The sequence below is a fragment of the Pseudomonas sp. Irchel s3a12 genome, from assembly GCF_900187485.1.
Taxonomy (GTDB): Bacteria; Pseudomonadota; Gammaproteobacteria; order Pseudomonadales; family Pseudomonadaceae; genus Aquipseudomonas; species Aquipseudomonas neuropathica.
In genome coordinates this window covers 743697-761122 of record NZ_FYDN01000001.1, presented here as the reverse complement: position 1 = coordinate 761122, position 17426 = coordinate 743697, and the positions used below count along the sequence as shown (strand labels likewise).

Annotated in this window: 11 protein-coding genes; 8 read left to right on the top strand and 3 right to left on the bottom strand. The window is 60.0% G+C overall.

Annotation, left to right across the window (positions count from 1 at the left end; genetic code table 11):
* Positions 1–257: 257 nt before the first annotated feature.
* The gene (locus CKW14_RS03535) at positions 258–6668 is read right to left on the bottom strand and encodes a non-ribosomal peptide synthetase (RefSeq protein WP_095124690.1); all 6411 of its coding nucleotides are present in this window, start codon (positions 6666–6668) and stop codon (positions 258–260) included.
* A 486-nt stretch (positions 6669–7154) separates the two neighbouring features.
* On the opposite strand from CKW14_RS03535, the gene CKW14_RS03530 reads away from it, so the two are divergent.
* The 4 genes from CKW14_RS03530 (at position 7155) to CKW14_RS03515 (ending at position 10618) form a co-directional block, all read left to right on the top strand.
* Positions 7155–7949: a helix-turn-helix transcriptional regulator gene (locus CKW14_RS03530; RefSeq protein WP_095047888.1), complete on the top strand. Its 795-nt coding sequence runs from the start codon at positions 7155–7157 to the stop codon at positions 7947–7949.
* 33 nt (positions 7950–7982) lie between these two features.
* Positions 7983–9377 carry an efflux transporter outer membrane subunit gene (locus CKW14_RS03525; RefSeq protein ID WP_095124689.1) on the top strand — a complete coding sequence of 465 codons (1395 nt, stop codon included), beginning with the start codon at positions 7983–7985 and terminating at the stop codon, positions 9375–9377.
* 156 nt (positions 9378–9533) lie between these two features.
* Positions 9534–10139: an SCO family protein gene (locus CKW14_RS03520; RefSeq protein ID WP_007915980.1), complete on the top strand. Its 606-nt coding sequence runs from the start codon at positions 9534–9536 to the stop codon at positions 10137–10139.
* On the top strand, positions 10139–10618 hold the full coding sequence (locus tag CKW14_RS03515; RefSeq protein ID WP_095124688.1) for a copper chaperone PCu(A)C: 480 nt from the start codon (positions 10139–10141) through the stop codon (positions 10616–10618). Before CKW14_RS03520 ends, CKW14_RS03515 begins: the two co-directional genes overlap by 1 nt.
* A gap of 78 nt (positions 10619–10696) precedes the next feature.
* Here the strand turns inward: CKW14_RS03515 and CKW14_RS03510 are convergent, their stop codons facing one another.
* Positions 10697–11194 (bottom strand): hypothetical protein, encoded by a 498-nt coding sequence (locus CKW14_RS03510; protein WP_095047891.1) that lies wholly within the window; start codon positions 11192–11194, stop codon positions 10697–10699.
* A 232-nt stretch (positions 11195–11426) separates the two neighbouring features.
* Between CKW14_RS03510 and CKW14_RS03505 the strand changes: the two genes are divergently transcribed.
* From CKW14_RS03505 to CKW14_RS03495, 3 genes are all read left to right on the top strand, one after another.
* The gene (locus tag CKW14_RS03505) at positions 11427–11801 is read left to right on the top strand and encodes a hypothetical protein (protein ID WP_095047892.1); all 375 of its coding nucleotides are present in this window, start codon (positions 11427–11429) and stop codon (positions 11799–11801) included.
* Positions 11798–11995 (top strand): helix-turn-helix transcriptional regulator, encoded by a 198-nt coding sequence (locus CKW14_RS03500; protein ID WP_093430734.1) that lies wholly within the window; start codon positions 11798–11800, stop codon positions 11993–11995. Before CKW14_RS03505 ends, CKW14_RS03500 begins: the two co-directional genes overlap by 4 nt.
* Positions 11996–12098: 103 nt before the next feature.
* Entirely contained in the window at positions 12099–13640 is a 1542-nt protein-coding gene (locus CKW14_RS03495) for an alkaline phosphatase D family protein (protein ID WP_095047893.1), read from the top strand.
* Between the two features lie 33 nt (positions 13641–13673).
* Here CKW14_RS03495 and CKW14_RS03490 read toward each other — a convergent pair whose 3' ends face one another.
* Entirely contained in the window at positions 13674–14690 is a 1017-nt protein-coding gene (locus CKW14_RS03490) for an ABC transporter substrate-binding protein (RefSeq protein ID WP_095047894.1), read from the bottom strand.
* A 419-nt stretch (positions 14691–15109) separates the two neighbouring features.
* Here CKW14_RS03490 and CKW14_RS03485 point away from each other — a divergent pair, with 419 nt between their 5' ends.
* Entirely contained in the window at positions 15110–17320 is a 2211-nt protein-coding gene (locus CKW14_RS03485) for an LTA synthase family protein (protein ID WP_095124687.1), read from the top strand.
* The last annotated feature ends 106 nt before the right edge of the window (positions 17321–17426 follow it).

The following is a 17426-nucleotide window of genomic DNA, read 5'->3' as shown; positions in this document are numbered from 1 at the left end:
GAGGTAACCTGCTGTAAATTCGAAAAAAAATGAGCGCGCAGCAGCGAGTCCATGCAGGCGGCGCGCAGCCTGGAAAAACTAAAACATCGGGGCGTGGGTGTCTGACATGGGAAGCGGGGACAAGCTGCCAGCGTGAGCACCGCAAGTCCCCGTGGGAGCGAGCCTGCTCGCGAATGCGTTGGTTCAGTCAATGTTGATGGCGACTGACACAGCGCTTTCGCGAGCAGGCTCGCTCCCACAGGTTTCGTGTCCGACGATCAGAGCCGGCGTTTGCGGTTGAGGCTCGGGATGGTGGTCTGGGCGATTTCGACCTGCTTCGCCTGCCGCGAGGTCTGTGCCGCCAGCGCGGCCAGCGTCGGCTGGCTGAACAGCGTGCGCGCGTCGACATGCAGGCCAGCCAGACGCATGCGCGCGACCAGACTGACCGCCAGCAACGAATGCCCGCCCAGCTCGAAGAAGTTGTCGTGCCGGCCCACCTGCTCGACCTTGAGCACCTGCGCCCAGATCTGCGCCAACGCGGTTTCCACGTCGCCTGCGGGGGCCTCGTAAGGACGACTGAGCAGCGCCTCCGCCCCCGGCTCCGGCAACGCCTTGCGGTCGATTTTGTCGTTTGGCGTCAAGGGCAACGCCGCCAACCTCACGTAGGCGCCAGGCACCATGAACTCCGGCAACTGCGCCAACACATGCGCTCGCAATGCTTCCAGCGTCGGTGCAGCCAGTTCGGCGCGCAGGGTGTAATAAGCCACCAGCCGCTCATCGCGTACCAGCACCACCGCCTCGCGAATGGCCGGGTGTTCCAGCAGGCGGGCTTCAATCTCGCCCAGCTCAAGACGCACCCCGCGCAGCTTGACCTGAAAGTCGTTACGACCGAGGAATTCGAGGTTGCTATCGGCGCCATAACGCACCAGATCACCGGTGCGATACAAGCGATCACCAGGCACGAACGGACTGTCGATAAAGCGTTCGGCCTGCAATTGCGGCAGTCCCAGATAGCCCCGCGCCACGCCCACCCCGCCAATGTGCAAATGCCCACTGACGCCTGACGGCACTGGCTGATCAAAGGCATCAAGGACGTACAGCCGCGTGTTGCTCAGGGCCTTGCCGATCGGCACCAGTGTCTGAGGCACCGGCTCGCCGGGTTGCAGCGTCCAGCCACTGCTGTCGACCGTGGTTTCGGTCGGCCCGTAGACGTTGTGCAGGCGCACCCACGGCAGGCACTCGCGCACTTGCCGGGCCAGCGCGACGGTCAACTCGCCGCCACCGTTAAGCACATCGGTCAGGCTGGTGCACTGGCTGACATCGTCCTGTTCGAGGAACTGCTGCAACAAGGCCGGCACGAACTTGACCACGGTTATGTTTTGCTCACGAATCACTTGCGTGACATAAGCCGAATCGCGATTGCCATCGGCTCGCGCCAGGACCAGGCGCATGCCCGAGCACAGTGGCCAGAAGATCTCCCACACCGAACTGTCGAAACTGTACGGGGCCTTTTGCAGCAACGCCCCGTGTTCAGTCGGCGGCGACAACTGCGAACCCCAATGCACCATGTTGCAGGCGCTGCGGTGCTCGATCATCACGCCTTTCGGCGTGCCGGTGGAGCCGGAGGTGTAGATCATGTAGGCCAGATTCGCCGCGCCGAGACCGGGCACCTGCGGATTCTCGTGCGGTTGGTCCCGCCATACACCGAGATCGAGATCGATCAGTGGCACGCCGGGTTCGCCGAGCAAATCACGCGTTGCGGCATGCACCAGCAGCGCGACCGGAGCGCTGTCCTGCAACATGTAGTTGAGCCGTTGCTGCGGATAATCCGGATCGAGCGGCACATAAGCACCGCCGGCCTTGAGAATGCCCAACAGACCGATCACCAGTTCAGGCCCGCGCTCGACGCAGATCGCGACCCGCGAATCCGGTTGCACGCCGAGCCCGCGCAGATAATGGGCCAGGCGGTTGGCCTGCTCGTTCAACTCGCGATAGCTCAGGCGTTGCTCGGCGAACTGCACGGCGATGGCATCCGGCTTGCGCTGCACCTGTTGTTCAAACAGCGCCTGAAGTGGCTGATCCAGCGGGCAGTCGACTGCCGTATCGTTGAACTCGATCAGCAGCCGTTGCAGTTCTTCCTGCGGTAACAACGGCAGGCTATTCAGCGGCCGCTGCGGCGTGTTCTCCAGCGCTTCGACCAACACGCTCAGCGCTGACTGCACATAACTGCAAATCCGCTGTGCGCCGATGCTCGACAGGGTTCGGGTGGTCAACCGCAAGCCTGTGCCGAGGTCATCGACACTCAGGGTAAACGGATAATTGGTCCGCTCCTCATTAGCCAGGGTCTCGATGCCCTGCCAGGTTTGCCGCGAGGTTTTTTGCTCGACATCATCGCTGTGCCGATAGTTGAGCAAGGCGCTGAACAGCGGTGCCGGCGCAGCAACACCGCTACAACGCTGGGCCAGCGCCAACGAAGCGTGTTCATGGGCAAGCAACGCGCTCAGGCGCGCATGGGTGGACTTCAGCGCTGCGCCCGCACCCTCGCCGACATCGACCCGCAGCGGCAAGGTGTTGATGAACACCCCGAGCGCCCGGTCGGCACCCGCGCCACCCTGCATGCGGCCCATCAACACCGTGCCAAATACGACACTTTGCTGCGCGGAGGTCGCCGCCAATACTTGCGCCCAGGCGAGGTGGATCAGGCTGGCGATGCTCACGCCCGCCAGGCGCGCCTGCTGCTGCAGGCGCTGATAGAGAGCGCTGGCCAGCGCCTGCTCGGCTTCTTCGATGTTGCTGCCGTCGCCCTGCACGTTCAGCAAAGCGAACGGCAAGGTCGGCTCGTCGATGTCGCCGAGCATCTGCCGAAAGAACGCTTCATGCTCCTGCTCGCTGACACCCAGGCGCGTCTGCGCCACATAGTTGCGGTACGGCACCGGTGCTGCCAGCGGTTCGCCGTGCCCGGACAGGCTGGCGTGGATTTCTTCGCGCATCGCCTCCAGCGCAATGTGATCCATCGCCAGGTGATGGAACACCAAGATGCCAACCACCCGGTCGTGCGCGGGATCACGGGCATACATCAGGCGCAGCAGCGGCGCCTGACTGACATCGAGACGATAACGCCGCGCGTCGAAACGCTCGTGCAATTGATCGATGATCGCGCCACGGGCAGGATCAAATTCGACCTCCTGCACCGGCAAAATCGCCTCGCGCCAAACGACCTGAACCGGCGACGTCAGCCCTTCCCAAACCACCGCCGTACGCAGAATGTCGTGCCGCGCCATGACCTGACGCAGCGCAGCGGCAAAGGCCTCGACCCGCTCGAGGCTGTCGAACGCCAGCAGCGATTGCAGCAAATACGGATCGCCCTGCGCAGCGGTGATGTGGTGATAGAGAATGCCTTCCTGCAACGGGGCCAACGGGTAGATATCCTGCACATTGGCGGCACCGCCCGGCACGGTCGCGACGATACGCTCGATCATCGCCTGATCCAGTTCAACCAATGGCAACAGGTCCGGCGTGATGTACGTGCAATCGGGCGCAATGCGGTTAGCCGGCACCTCGACTTCGCGGCCGCTGCCCTCTGCCGCCGCTAACGCCGCCAGTGTCGGTTGGTTGAACAGCACGCGAACATCGCTGCTCATGCCAATCTGGCGCATGCGTTCGATCAGGCCCACGGCCAACAAGGAGTGGCCGCCCAGCTCGAAGAAATGGTCGTAACGCCCTACCCGGTCGACTTGCAAGACCTCGGCCCAGATCTGGGCGAGAGCGATTTCGACGTCACCTTGTGGCGCCTCGTATTGACGGCGGATCAGCGCGTCCGGCCCCGGTGCCGGCAACGCCTGGCGATCGAGCTTGCCGTTGGCGGTCAGCGGCAAACTCGCCAGGCGCATGTAAGCGGCCGGCAGCATCGTGGCCGGCAAGCGCGATGTCAGGTGCGCGTGCAGTTGCAGGATGTCCAGCGCTTCACGCTCGGTGAACCATGCCAACAGTTGACCGTCGCGCACCAGCACCACGGCTTCCTGCACCGCGTCATGGCTGGCCAGTGCGGCTTCGATCTCGCCGAGCTCGACACGCACCCCACGAACTTTCACCTGGTCATCGTTGCGACCGATGTACTCAAGATTGCCGTCGGCGCGCCACCGCGCGAGGTCGCCGGTGCGGTACATGCGCGCATCAGGCTGCGCACTGAACGGGTCGTCGAGAAAGCGTTCGGCCGTCAGGTCCGGACGGTTCAGATAACCCCGGGCAACCCCGGCGCCGCCAACATACAGCTCGCCAATGATGCCGATCGGCACCGGACGCTGCTGATCATCGAGCAGATAAGCCGTGGCATTGCTCACGGGTTTGCCGATGTGCAACGCCTGCCCCGGGCTGATCAGCCCCGAGGTGGCGACCACCGTGGCTTCGGTCGGGCCGTAGTTGTTGACCACCGCAAAACCTTGCGCTCGGCTGAACTGGCGCAGACGATCGCCGCCAATCAGCAAGGTGCGCAAGGTCGGATGATCGAGTTTTTGGCTGAAGGCGTATTCGGCAATCGGCGTCGGCAGAAAGCTGACATCCAGCGGCTGCGCACGCCACCAGGCAAGCAGCGCATCGATGTCTTCGCTGCCTTCGCTCGCGGGTGCAAAATTCAGCGTTGCCCCGGCACACAGCGCCGGCCAAACCTCCCAGGCCATTGCGTCAAAACCGAAGCCAGCCAGGCTTGAGGTATGCTGCCCGGGGCCAAGTCCAAACGCCGCACAGTGCCAGTCGACCAGATTGCCCAGCGTGCGGTGCTCGACCATCACGCCTTTGGGCAACCCGGTGGAGCCAGAGGTGTAAATCACATAGGCGAGGTGGTGGGTGTTCAACCCCGTCACGTCGGGATCGGTCAAGTTGTCGAGCGGCCACTCGCGCCGATCCAGGTCGATCACCGGCAGCGTTGTGGCGGGCAGACGATCACGCAGATCGCTATGCGTCAGCAGCGCCACCGGAGCACTGTCGCTGAGCAAGTAACTCAGACGCTCGGGCGGATGCGCCGGATCAATCGGCACATAAGCAGCACCAGCCTTGAGAATCGCCAACAGCCCGACCAGCGTGTCCAGGCCACGGCGTGCAACGATTGCCACACGATCGTCAGGAAGCACGCCGAGGCCGATCAGATGGTGGGCCAACGCATTGGCTTGCCGATTCAGCTCGGCATAAGTAAGGGTTCGTCCCTGATACGTCGCGACCACCGCGTCCGGCTCTTCGGCCACTCGCGATTCGAAGCGCTGATGAATCAGTCGGCCTTGCGGATAACTGACCCGGGTGTCGTTCCACTCATTGAGCCGGGCCAGTTCTGCCGGGCTATTGAGGTTGAAATCGGCGATCGCCAGCGCCGGGCATTCCAGGCCTTGCTGCAGAATTAGTAGCAAGCGTTCAGTCAACGCCGCGATCTCGTCAGCCGTGAAATAGGCCGGTGAATACACCAGATGCAACCAAGCCTTGTCGGTGTAACGGTTGCTGCGCAGGTGAATGGCCAGCGGAGTCGCCTCGTGCTGGTTGGAGACCTTGACCGAGTGTCCCGAAGCCTCACCGTAACGGTAGTCATGGTCGTCCTGTTCGTAGGACAGCGACAGCTCGAACAGTTGCGTACGGTCTTCGCGCAACAGGCCCAGCGCGCGGTTCATCTCGCTCAGCGGGTAGCGTTGATGGCGGAAATCCTGCTTCAGGTCAGCGCCGATCGCCTTGATCAATTCAGCGAATGACAGCGCTCGCCCAAAGCCCATGCGCATTGCACTGACCTGGGTGAACAAGCCCAAGGTGCTTTTGAAGCGGGCACCGGAGCGATTGAGAATCGGCAAACCGATCACCCATTCATCACGTTGGGCGGTACGACTGAAATACACATGCAGCGCCGCCAGCAAGACATGAAACGCCGAGCCGCCCAGTGGCCGCGCGGTGTCTTTCATGCGTTCGTGCAACAGCGCTGGAAATGCCTTGACGTGGATCCGAGCGGGCGCCGCTTCAGCGTCGAGGGGTTCGCGATGACGAGGGGTCAACAAGGGTTCGGGAATACTGCGGTACTTGTCCAGCCAGTAGCGTTGGTCGCGCTCATAGCGAGGTGATTGATGGTAGCGCGCGTCATCTTCGATAAAGTCGACATAGGACGGTGTCGCCATGCGCGGGCGCTCGCCACGGCAAAACGTGCTGTAGATCTCGCCCACCGACTTGAACAGCAGCGCGAACGCCCAGCCATCGATGATCAAGTGATGGGCCTGGGCTGCCAGCCAGTGACGATGGCGATCGAGGCGAATCAGACTGAAGCGGAACAACGCGTGCCCGCTCAACACAAAGGCCTGCGCCATCTGTGCTTCAACCAGCGCCCGGGCCGCCGCCTGTGGATCGGCTTGCCCGCTGAGATCAAACAGCGGCATGGCCACCGGCAGCGCCTGCGCAAACCCTTGCAACGGCAGCCCGTCGCGACCCACGTCCGATCGCAGAACAATGCGCAAGGCATCATTCGCTTCCACCAGACACTCAAGCGCCGATTGCAGCAATGCCGGATCCAGTGGCCCGGTCAGCTCCACGTAACCGCCAATGTTGTACAGCGGCGAATCTCCGCGGCTCAATTGGTCCAGCCAGATATCCCGTTGGGCGGCAGTCAGCGCAAATGTCTCGACAGGCACGGACTCATCGTCCGCCACGTTGGCAGAAGTAGGCTGCATAAGATCCTTCTCATGAAATTTTGCCGGTATTCAAGCATCGGCCCCGGCGCCGACATGACACCTGAAACCCGGACAACCACCAGGCTCGTACGCGCCTGTCTGAACTTGCGGGCGTGTTTACCGTAGGCACTGTCGAAAAGTTCGGAGAGGAAATACTGAAAAGCTTGTAGGAAAAAAACCACATAGCAGCGCCGCCATTTACCCGAGCGCTGCCGATCAGAATTCCCCTTCGCCAGGTTTTCCGGGGCTTGAGCGTGACTGAACAGTCACACTCGCCGTTACACCGGCGTTTAACAGCGTCAGAACCCCGGCGCCAATATTCAGAAATAGTGGCACTTTGTGTCCCTGTTTTCCCCTACAGACGTAGGACAAATCCATAGGCTTAAATCCCGCTCCAGATCATGTTCAAGGAGAAATGACTGCGTGGGCGGCTTTTACAGAGACGGCAGACGATTCAGTGATGGCTCTGAACCAAGGATGAAGGATATGAATCTGACCGGCAGCATTCGTAATATGGAAAACCCACACTTCTACTGGCAACTGGGTGAGTTGATAGCAAGCACCGGCGATGATCACTTCGCCACGAACATGTTCCAGTTGGTCGACACCTTGGTGCCGGTCAACCGCGTGGATCTCAGTGAGTGGACGCTGGATGAGCGTCAGGCCAGCGTGGTCGACATCAAGCCGTTGGGCAGCGCCGGTTTGACGCAGACCTGTGCCGCGCCCGATCCGCTGGAAAGCCCCGACGATCATCCGCTGCTGCAGAAGATGATCGAGATGAACGACTCGCTGCTGATTCAACTGAAAGCCTCGCTCCAGCCTCGCCATCCGCAACACAGTGCCCATCAATGCAATCTGGTTTCGCGTACGTCCAACCGCCGTTGCGTGATTTCGTTTTACCGACCGCATACCCAACGGGTGTTTTCCCTGCCGGAGCTGTCGTTTCTCAAGAGCCTGTCCGACACCCTGCTGCCGCTGATCGAACGTCACGCGCAGATCAGTCGGCAAATCCTCGCCCGGCAACCGCGCCAACCGTTGGCCGAGCTGGATCAGGCGCCGCTGGCGCAGGTGTTCGATGAGCGCCTGGCATTAAGCGACATCGCCCTGTCGGTGCGCGAGAAAGAAGTCTGCCTCGGCCTGTTGACCGGCGGCACCGTGCCGCAAATGGCGGAAAAGCTGCGGGTCAAAAACAGCTCGATCGAGACTTACCTGAAACGCGCCACCGCCAAACTCGGCGTGAGTGGCCGCCATGGCCTGGCGAAATGGATGGCCGGGGCTTGAGCACAAAGCTCTCTAAATGCATGAGGCAGTTCGATGTTGACGTTGCGACTTTCCCTGCTGTCCATCGCGGTGCTGATGGGCGGTTGTTCATTGATTCCCGAGTATCAGCGCCCCGCTTCCCCCACCGCCGCGCAGTATCCGACAGCAACGCAGCCAGCCACGAGCGCCGAGGACTGGCGCACGCTGTTCACGGATCCGGTGCTGCAACAACTGATCGAAAGCGCGCTGGTCAACAACCGCGACCTGCGCGTGGCGGCACTCAACGTCGAAGCCTTTCAGGCGCAATACCGCATTCAGCGCGCCGACCTGCTGCCGGCGGTGTCGGCCAATGCCAATGAATTGCGCCAGCGCATGCCGCCGAGCGTGACCCAAGGCAAAGCGCTGATCAATTCGACGTACTCGGTCAACCTCGGGATAAGCGCTTATGAGCTGGACTTCTTCGGCCGCGTGCGCAGCCTCAGCGAGCAAGCGCTGCAAACCTGGCTTGCGACTGAAGAAGCGCGGCGCAGCGCACAGTTGAGTCTGGTGGCCAACGTCGCCAACGCCTACCTGACCTGGCGCGCCGATCAGGAGTTGCTGGAACTGACCCGCGACACCCTTGCTGCCGATGAACAGAGCCTGCACCTGACCACCCGCAACCGTGAGGCCGGCAAATCGTCAGCGCTGGAGCAGGCGCAGGCCAGAACCAGCGTCGACAGTTCACGGGCCAATCTGGCGCGCTATCAGCGTCAGGTCGCCCAGGACTTGAACAGCCTGACCTTGCTGGTCGGCGCGCCGGTGCCGAATTCTCTGCCCGCGCGTCCACTGGCCAGCGAGCTGGTGCGGCAACTGCCCGCCGGCCTGCCCTCGGATCTGCTGCAACGGCGTCCGGACATCCTTCAGGCGGAGTACAAACTGAAAGCAGCCAACGCCAATATCGGTGCGGCACGGGCGGCGTTTTTCCCCAGTGTCAGCCTGACGGCGAATGCCGGGACGTCGAGCCGCGATCTGTCCGGGCTGTTCGGCGGTGGCTCTGGCGCCTGGACCTTTCAGCCGCAGATCAGCCTGCCGATTTTTAACGCCGGCAGCCTGCGCGCCAGCCTGGATTATTCGAAGCTACAGAAAGATGTGGCGGTGGCCGAATACGAAAAATCGATTCAAACCGCATTTCAGGAAGTCGCCGACGGCCTCGCTGCGCGCAGCACTTATCAGCAGCAATTGCAGGCGCAGCACGATCTGGTCGCGGCCACACAGACTTACTACAACCTGGCGCAAAACCGTTATCAAAACGGCGTCGACAGCAGCCTGACATTCCTCGATGCGCAGCGCTCGCTGTTCAGTTCGCAGCAAGGCCTGATCACCGATCGCCTCGCGCAACTGGTCGCCGAGGTCAATCTGTACACCGCGCTGGGCGGGGGCTGGAGCGCCGATGAGTCACGCGCGCAGTAAGCCGCAGTCACTTTTCCTTACACCTTTTGTCGCGCGATCCTGCGCCGTGCGGCGATCCGTGGCCGGCGTCTGCCTGCAGTTTGGTATCATGCGCCGCTTTTACGGTTAACCCCCCGCCAGTCCTGCTGACTGACGGGCTGCAAAAGGCGGTATTAGATGACGGCTTTGTTGACTCGCCGCAAGGTGCTTGCGGGAATGGGCGTACTCGGGCTCGGCCTGCTCGCCGGCTGCGACACCCGCGGCCAACTGTCGTACAAGTACGGCAAGGATCTGAGTAACAAGATCATGGGGCGCACCTTCAAACTGAAGAACACCGATGGCGAAACCATGACGCTGTCGAGCTTTCGCGGCATGATGCCGATGGTGTTCTTCGGCTTCACCCAGTGCCCGGCAGTCTGCCCGACCACCCTCGCCCGCGCGGCGAAAATCAAGAAACTGATGGGCGCCGATGGCGATCGTTTGCAGGTGATCTTCATCACCCTCGATCCCGAGCGCGATACCCCGGAAATCCTTGACGCCTACATGAAAGCCTTCGACCCGACGTTCGTTGCGCTGTACGGCACACTCGAGGAAACCGCGGCCACCGCCAAGGAATTCGACGTGTTCTACGAGAAAGTCCCGGCCGGCGACACCTATACCATCTCGCACACTGCCACCAGTTACGTTTACGACTCCAACGGCGGCTTGCGCCTGGGTCTGTCCACCTCGCTTTCGGCAGAACAATGCACGGAAGATTTGCTTACTGTTATGGAGGTTTGCTGATGCAACCTGTTCTGAACCACATCAAACGCGCTGTCATCGGTCTGTCTCTGCTGGGCCTGGCGTTCCAGGTGTCCGCGCAGACCAAAGTCGACGACGCCTGGGTCCGTGCCACCGTGCCGACCCAGTCCGCCAGCGGCGCGTTCATGACCCTCACCGCCGACAGCGACAGCAAGTTGTTGAGCGTCGCGACATCCGCGGCCAAAATCGTGCAGATCCACGAAATGACCATGAACGGCGATGTAATGAAAATGGGCGAAGTGAAGTCGGTCGCCCTGCCCGCCGGCAAAGCCGTCAAGCTTGATCCAAACGGCTACCACGTGATGCTGATGGGCCTGACCGGTCAGCTAAAGGAAGGCGAAACTGTGCCGCTGACCCTGATCGTGGAAAACTCCAAGGGCGAAAAAGAAACCATCGAAGTGAAGGCACCGGTTCGTGCGCTGACCAACATGGAAGGTCACGATCACAGCAAAATGCATTGATCTGACTGAGCGGCAATAAAAAGGGGCGGCCTGATCGATGATCAGGCCGCCCCTTTTTTGTATTTGATCTGCGCAGTATTAACGCTTGCGGGCCAACGCCTTGCGCACGCTTTCCCGTGACATCCCCGAGCCGGAACGGGGCACGGCCTTATCTACGGGCGCCTTGGCCAACTGTTCCTTGCGCTTTTCCACCTCACGCCACTGATAACCGAGATATCCGCCTGCCGCCACAATCCCCAGCCAACCGAACACCGAACTGACGAAGAACCACAGCCCGAGGGTGATCCACACGGTTTTCGAGGTGAATAACTTCAAGCTGTCATCGGCAGGCACCGGTTCAGCCGGTTCAACCACTGCCTGCGTCACCGGTACTCTGTGCACCCCATCCAGATCAATGCGCCAAGCGAAGTCCGCCCCGGCCACCGGAATGTTTAGCTGATTACCTTCAGCACGATGCACCCGAATGTCGCCATCGACGAGCGACATGGAGCTGAAACTGATCTGGGTTTCATAGTGAATCTCGCCGTTGACCTGGGTCACGACCGTTCGTTTTTGGTCAGTGGGGGTGTCGCGCATGCCGATTCCTTGAGCGTTCCACGTCGGACGACGTGCGATGGGATAATCCGTTGGAGTCGAATGCTACTGAGTGGCTATTACGCTGTCCAGAAAACGTGCCCCTAAGCTGCAGACCTACGCGAAATCCTCCGGCATGAGTCTCTTCGAGGTTAACGGCTGGATGGAAAGCGTACTTTACATCGAATAAATCTTCGGCGACCATGTAAAGGGTCTTTTACATAGGAAGTGAAGAATGAACCGGTACTACCTCGAATTGGGCGCAGCATTAATCATCTACATTCTGGTGCTGACAGCATCATTGATTGCCTCGCAATACCTGATGGACGCCCCCATCGTGATGCGCTCGGCCGTCGCAGTGACGCCGGTCATTCCGGCGGGACTGATGTGCTGGGCCATCGTGCGCAATATGCGGCGCATGGACGAAATGCATCTGCGCATCCAGTTTGAAGCGTTGGGGTTTGCCTTCGCCGCCTCGGCACTGTTGACCTTCAGCTACGGTTTCCTGGAAAACGTCGGCGCCCCGCATATTCCGTGGACGTGTGTATGGCCGGTGATGGGGCTGATGTGGATTGTCGGCCTGCAAATTGCGCGACGCCGCTACCAATGAAAAACCGTCTCAAGGAATTGCGCGCCGAGCGCAAATGGTCGCAGGTCGATCTGGCTGAACGCCTGAGCGTGTCGCGTCAGACGATTAACGCTATAGAAAACGAACGCTACGACCCGAGTCTGCCACTGGCCTTTCAGATTGCTCGGGCGTTCGAGTTATCAATCGAAAGCATTTTTGATGATGGCATGAACTGAAACGCTCCCCTCGCGTCCTCGCTACTTGCAAAAACGGACTACGCTCGGAGACACCACGGCATTGCGTGGCATCCGTTTTTCTATTGTCAGCGAGGACGACAACATGAGTCCCTTTGGCCCGGTTTTGAGCTTTCGCGGTATTCAGAATCAGAAATACTGTGTATCTGCCCTGCTGGTGCAAGACCTCAACGCACCGGCACCCACTACGCAGGTCGCGCAGGCACACAATCCGACGATCAAACGGATTGCCCGGATTCCTTTGATCAAACCGCGCATGGCCGTCTGGCGACTGGACATGCAGATCCAGCAAAGTAAAACGCAGTTGAAGATCGACTATGACTTGGGAGACGTATCGGGCTCATTTCACGTCCCGCCTCTGGATCAGGCTCCCCGCATCGCTTACACCTCGTGCAACGGTGTGTCGGACGTCAAATACCTGAATTCGCTGGCAGATCGCTATGCCGAACGCTGGAGTCATCTCGCGCAGACCCACAAGCAAGCCGAGTACCATCTGTTGGTCATGGGAGGCGATCAGATTTACAGCGATGAACTGTTACAGACTCAAGGCCCCTTGAATGAATGGTACAAACAGTTCTCCTGGAATCGTGATGACACTCTGTGGACTGAAGAAATGGAAGTTCAGGCAGACGAGTTTTTCGCCAGTGTTTACCCGCGATACTGGGCCAGACCACAGATACTGAAAATGCTCAGTTGCGTTCCGACCCTGATGATGTGGGACGATCACGACATCATTGACGGTTGGGGATCCTATCCCCAGGCCCTGCATGAAAGTCCCGTACACCAGGGGCTGTTCCGCATTGCCAGTTATTATTTTCGTCTCTACCAATTACAGGTTGACGAAACCGAGAGCCGCCCGGGAGCGATTACTCGTCAAGGGCATACCTTCGCTTTTGAAGGCCTCGGTGGCCTCGCCATTGTGGTTCCCGACCTCAGGTCTGAACGTGCGCCCGACATCAAAGGCAGAAACGGCCAGCTCAAACAGCCCACGCAAATCATGTCGCAAAAAAGCATCTCGCAGATGTTTACCTGGATCAAAAGCCTGACGGTCAGCAAACCTTCACACCTGCTGTTCATCTCCAGCGTTCCGGTATCGTTCGTCAACCTTGCGCTGCTTGAGGCCCTGATCGGATGGATTCCGGGAGAGATCGGACCGGAGGATGATTTCCGCGACCACTGGCGCCATCAGCCGCACAAAAACGAGCGCAAGCAACTGATCAATGGATTGCTCGATTTCGCCAAGTTGGCGAAATGCAAAGTCACCATTGTCTCCGGGGATGTGCATGTAGCGGCCGCCAGCGTCATTCGTTCGGCCAACCCCCGGCATATCGACAATGGTGCAGAAGTCATCCATCAGCTGATTTCAACCGGCATCGTCCATCCTCCTCTGCCTGTGCTGACGATCAGAAGCCTGGAAACGATCACCGCTACCCGGGAAAAGATCGACACCGACCTTACTGCCGAGATGCAAGCCATTGGGTACGACGGAAATTGCCTGATTGCCAGTCGTAACTGGCTGTCCATCGAGCCAGACAAAAGTTCCGACGGGCGCAATCGGTTGTGGGTGAAATGGCACGTCGAGGGGCACGATCACCCCATTACGCGACTGATCGAGCCTGCCGGTTGAGTTCCGGAAATCCCCTGCACCGGGCCGGGTTCTTCAGCTACCGGCCCCACCATGCGCCTCTTCAAAGAAGTAATCCTTCCAGCTGTCGGCCTTGTTCTTCAGCACACCCAGTTCCTGCAACTTCTCGGCATAGATAAAGGTGCGCTGCGGCACCACCGTGAAGTCGATTTCCGGGTCTTTGACGATTTGCTCCACCAGGGCCAGCGGCAACTTCGACTGTTCGACACGAATGTACGCCTGAGCCGCCGCCGGCTTGTCAGCCTTGATAATTTTCTCGGCTTCGGCCAAAGCGTCGTAGAACGCCTTGTAGGTTTTCGGGTTTTCGTCGTGGAATTTTTCTGTGGTGTAGAGCACGTTGAACGTTGCCTGACCGCCGAGCACGTCATAGGAGCTCAGCACTTTGTGCACGTTGGGATTCTGCAAAGCCTGGTACTGGAACGGCGGGCTGGAGAAATGCGAGTTGATCTCGGAGCCGCCGGCGATCAGCGCGGCGGTCGCATCGGGGTGCGGCAGGCTGACTGAAATATCGTCGAATTTCTTGTACTGCCCGTCACCGAATTCCTTGGCGGTTTCGATCTGCAAGGTGCGTGACTGGAAGCCCACGCCGGCAGCCGGCACGGCAATCCGGTCCTTGTCGGTGAAGTCCTTGAGCGTTTTGATGTTCGGGTTGTTGGTCAGCAAATAGTTGGGCATCGAACCCAGCGCGGCGATGGCTTTGACGTTCTGTTTGCCTTTGGTGCGATCCCACACGGTGAGCATCGGCGGCACACCGGCGGACACCACGTCGAGGGATCCGGTAAGTAATGCTTCGTTCATCGCGGTGGCCCCGGAGATGCTGTTCCAGTCGACCTTGATGTCGAGGCCCTGCTCCTTGCCGTGTTTTTCGATGAGATTCTGGTCGCGCACTACATCGAGAATCAGGTAACCGATGCCGAATTGCTGGGCGATGCTGATCTTGCCTTCGGCCTGGGCGCCGGTGCTGAACAACGCACTCGCGGCCAGGGAGGCGGCCAACAGAGTCAGTGCAGAACGTTTGAACGGTGTGGCCATGACAACCTCGCAGCATGGGGGTGGTGTGCTGAAAGGCCTGACTTTATCGCTATAAAAAATAGAAATTAAATATCTTTATCGCATATCGATAGCACGGGTTGTCGAGCGAAAGGAGGCTGCAATCTTGTGATGCCGGGTTTCGATAACAAGATCAAAAGATCGCAGCGTGCCGCAGCGCCTACATTGGAATCCGGTGGCGGCTCGACGGGTTAAACAGCCTGAAACAATAAATCCACCAGCCTCAATATCGTCGATTGCTGTGCCACGCGAAGGCCGGTCAGGCCTGCAGACACTCCATCACCTTCAGGGGCCACCGCACCAGCACATCAGTTGAGGGTTTAAAAGGGCGATCAGACAGTCCACCCTTGGTATCATCGCGCACACTTTTATGACGATTTAATGGCTGGAAGGTCTTTTTTGTGAGCGCTCTTTTTAACCGGTTGCGGCAGCCGCATGCCCGCCTCTTTTCCCTGATTGTCCTGGTGCTGGTGGTGCCGCTGTGCCTGCGTGCGGCGCTGGGTTGGTCGGCACCGCTGGGCTATTTGTCGGATCTGGCCATCGGCAGCCTGTTGGTGGTGTTGCTGCATCGCCGGGCGTGGTGGCTGGCCTTGCCGGTGTTGCTGTTCTGGGGATTGCTGGCTGTAGCGACTGCTGAACTGGTCAGCGCGGTTGGTCGGCTGCCGACGCCTTCGGACATTCATTACCTGATCGATCCGCAGTTCGTGGAAAACTCCAGTGGTGGCGGCCTGGCCCATCCTGCACTGGGCATCACTTTGCTATTGGCCCTGCTGTTCTGGCTGCTGACCCGGTTTGCCAACCGCGACCTGCCACGTCCGCCCCTGCCCCGCGCTGCCTGGAGCGCACCGTTGGTGTTGTTCGCCGCCCACTGGGGCGCGCAGAACCTGTGGCCAAACGAAGCGGATCCGTGGTGTCAGTACAACCTGCCGCACCAATTGCTGGCCAGCGAGGTCGCCGATCTGCAGATCCAGGCCGAGGAATGGCTGGACGGTGATGTCGTAGAACCCGCGCCGGCGATGGCCGGTCTCACCGACGTCGACCTCAACGGGCAGAAACTGCTGGCCGCGCCGGGACAAGCACGCAACGTGCTGATCATCGCGCTGGAAGGCATTCCCGGGGCTTACATCCGCGCCAACCGCGAGGCGATCGGCAGCCATTATCAGGAAGACCTGATGCCCAACCTCAGCCGCTGGGCCGAGCGCGGCATGAACACCCCGGACTACGTGCTGCATACGCACCAGACCATTCGCGGTCTGTACGCGATGCTCTGCGGCGATTACGACAAACTCAACAACGGCACGCCCAAAGGCGTGGAAATGCTCACCCTCAACGAGCGCAATCAGGCCTGCCTGCCGGCGCAGCTGCGCGAACACGGCTTCAGCACGCACTATCTACAGGGCGCGGGGCTGCGCTTCATGGCCAAAGACAAGATCATGCCGCACATTGGTTTCGATGCGACGCACGGTCTGGAATGGTTCAGCAACAGCAATTATCTGGAATTCCCGTGGGGCAAGGATGACAAGGCGTTTTTTGAAGGCGCGCTGGATTATGTCGGCCAACTGAAAAAGCAGAAACAGCCGTGGATGCTGACGCTGCTGACCGTCGGCACCCATCAGCCCTACTCCGCGCCCGAGGAATACCTGGAGCGCTACGAAACGCCGAAACAGGCCGCCGTCGGTTATCTCGACGATGCGCTGGAGCAATTCCTCAGCGGCCTCGAGCGCCAGGGCGTCCTGAAAGATACGCTGGTGGTGATCACCTCGGACGAATCCCATGGCATTGACGGCGTGCGCCTGGCCTCTTCATGGGGCTTCAACCTGACTCTGGCGCCGGAGCATGAACAACTGCCAAGGCTCAACAAAGGCGTGTATGGCCACGTCGATCTGAGCACTTCCATACTCGACTACTTCGACTTGCCGGTGCCTTCCGCGCTGAGTGGCCGCTCGCTGTTTCGCGACTACGACAGCGGCCGCGAAATCATGTCGTTCACCAACGGCAAGCTGCGCTATCACAACGGTCAGGGGATTTTTTCCGAGTGCGACATGCCGCGCCGCTGCCGCTACTACGAAAGCGCTGGTTTCATCGCCGAGAGCGCCACGTACAAAGGCAACTACAGCGGTCATCCGGCCCGGCAGATCGCCGCTCGCGCCAATGCTCTCGACCTGTCGCTGCTGCGCACGCCGCTCAATCATCGCTATCAGTTCGGCAGCACCAACGTCATCCCGCTGCAAGCGCAAATCAAGGATGACTGGGCCGACAACCTGATCGGCGCGCAGTACCTGGAAATGCCCAAAGGCTCGCACACCCGCGTGCGCCTGACCGTGCGCTCAGTCGATCCGCAACAAGCGGCGTACATTCAGCTCAAGGCCAAAGAGTTTGAACAGGACGTGCAGATCGGTCTGCCGCAGGAGATGGTGGCAACCGCCGAGCAGCCACTGGAAATGAACTTCAGCTTCGACAACCCGCAAGAGCGCAAAGCGTTTTCTTTCCATTTGCTGGGGTATGGCTTGGGCGCGGTTGAGGTGACGGATTTCAGTGTGATTACCGAGTTGCCGGGGCAAGAGGACATCCTTGACGACGTGCCGGAGGACGACACGGCTCAATCCACCTGATCACGCCCGTGTAGGAGCTGCCGCAGGCTCGGGCCGCGATCGGACGATCTTTTGCTTTTAAAATAGAGATCAAAAGATCGCAGCCTGCGGCAGCTCCAGTGGGAAT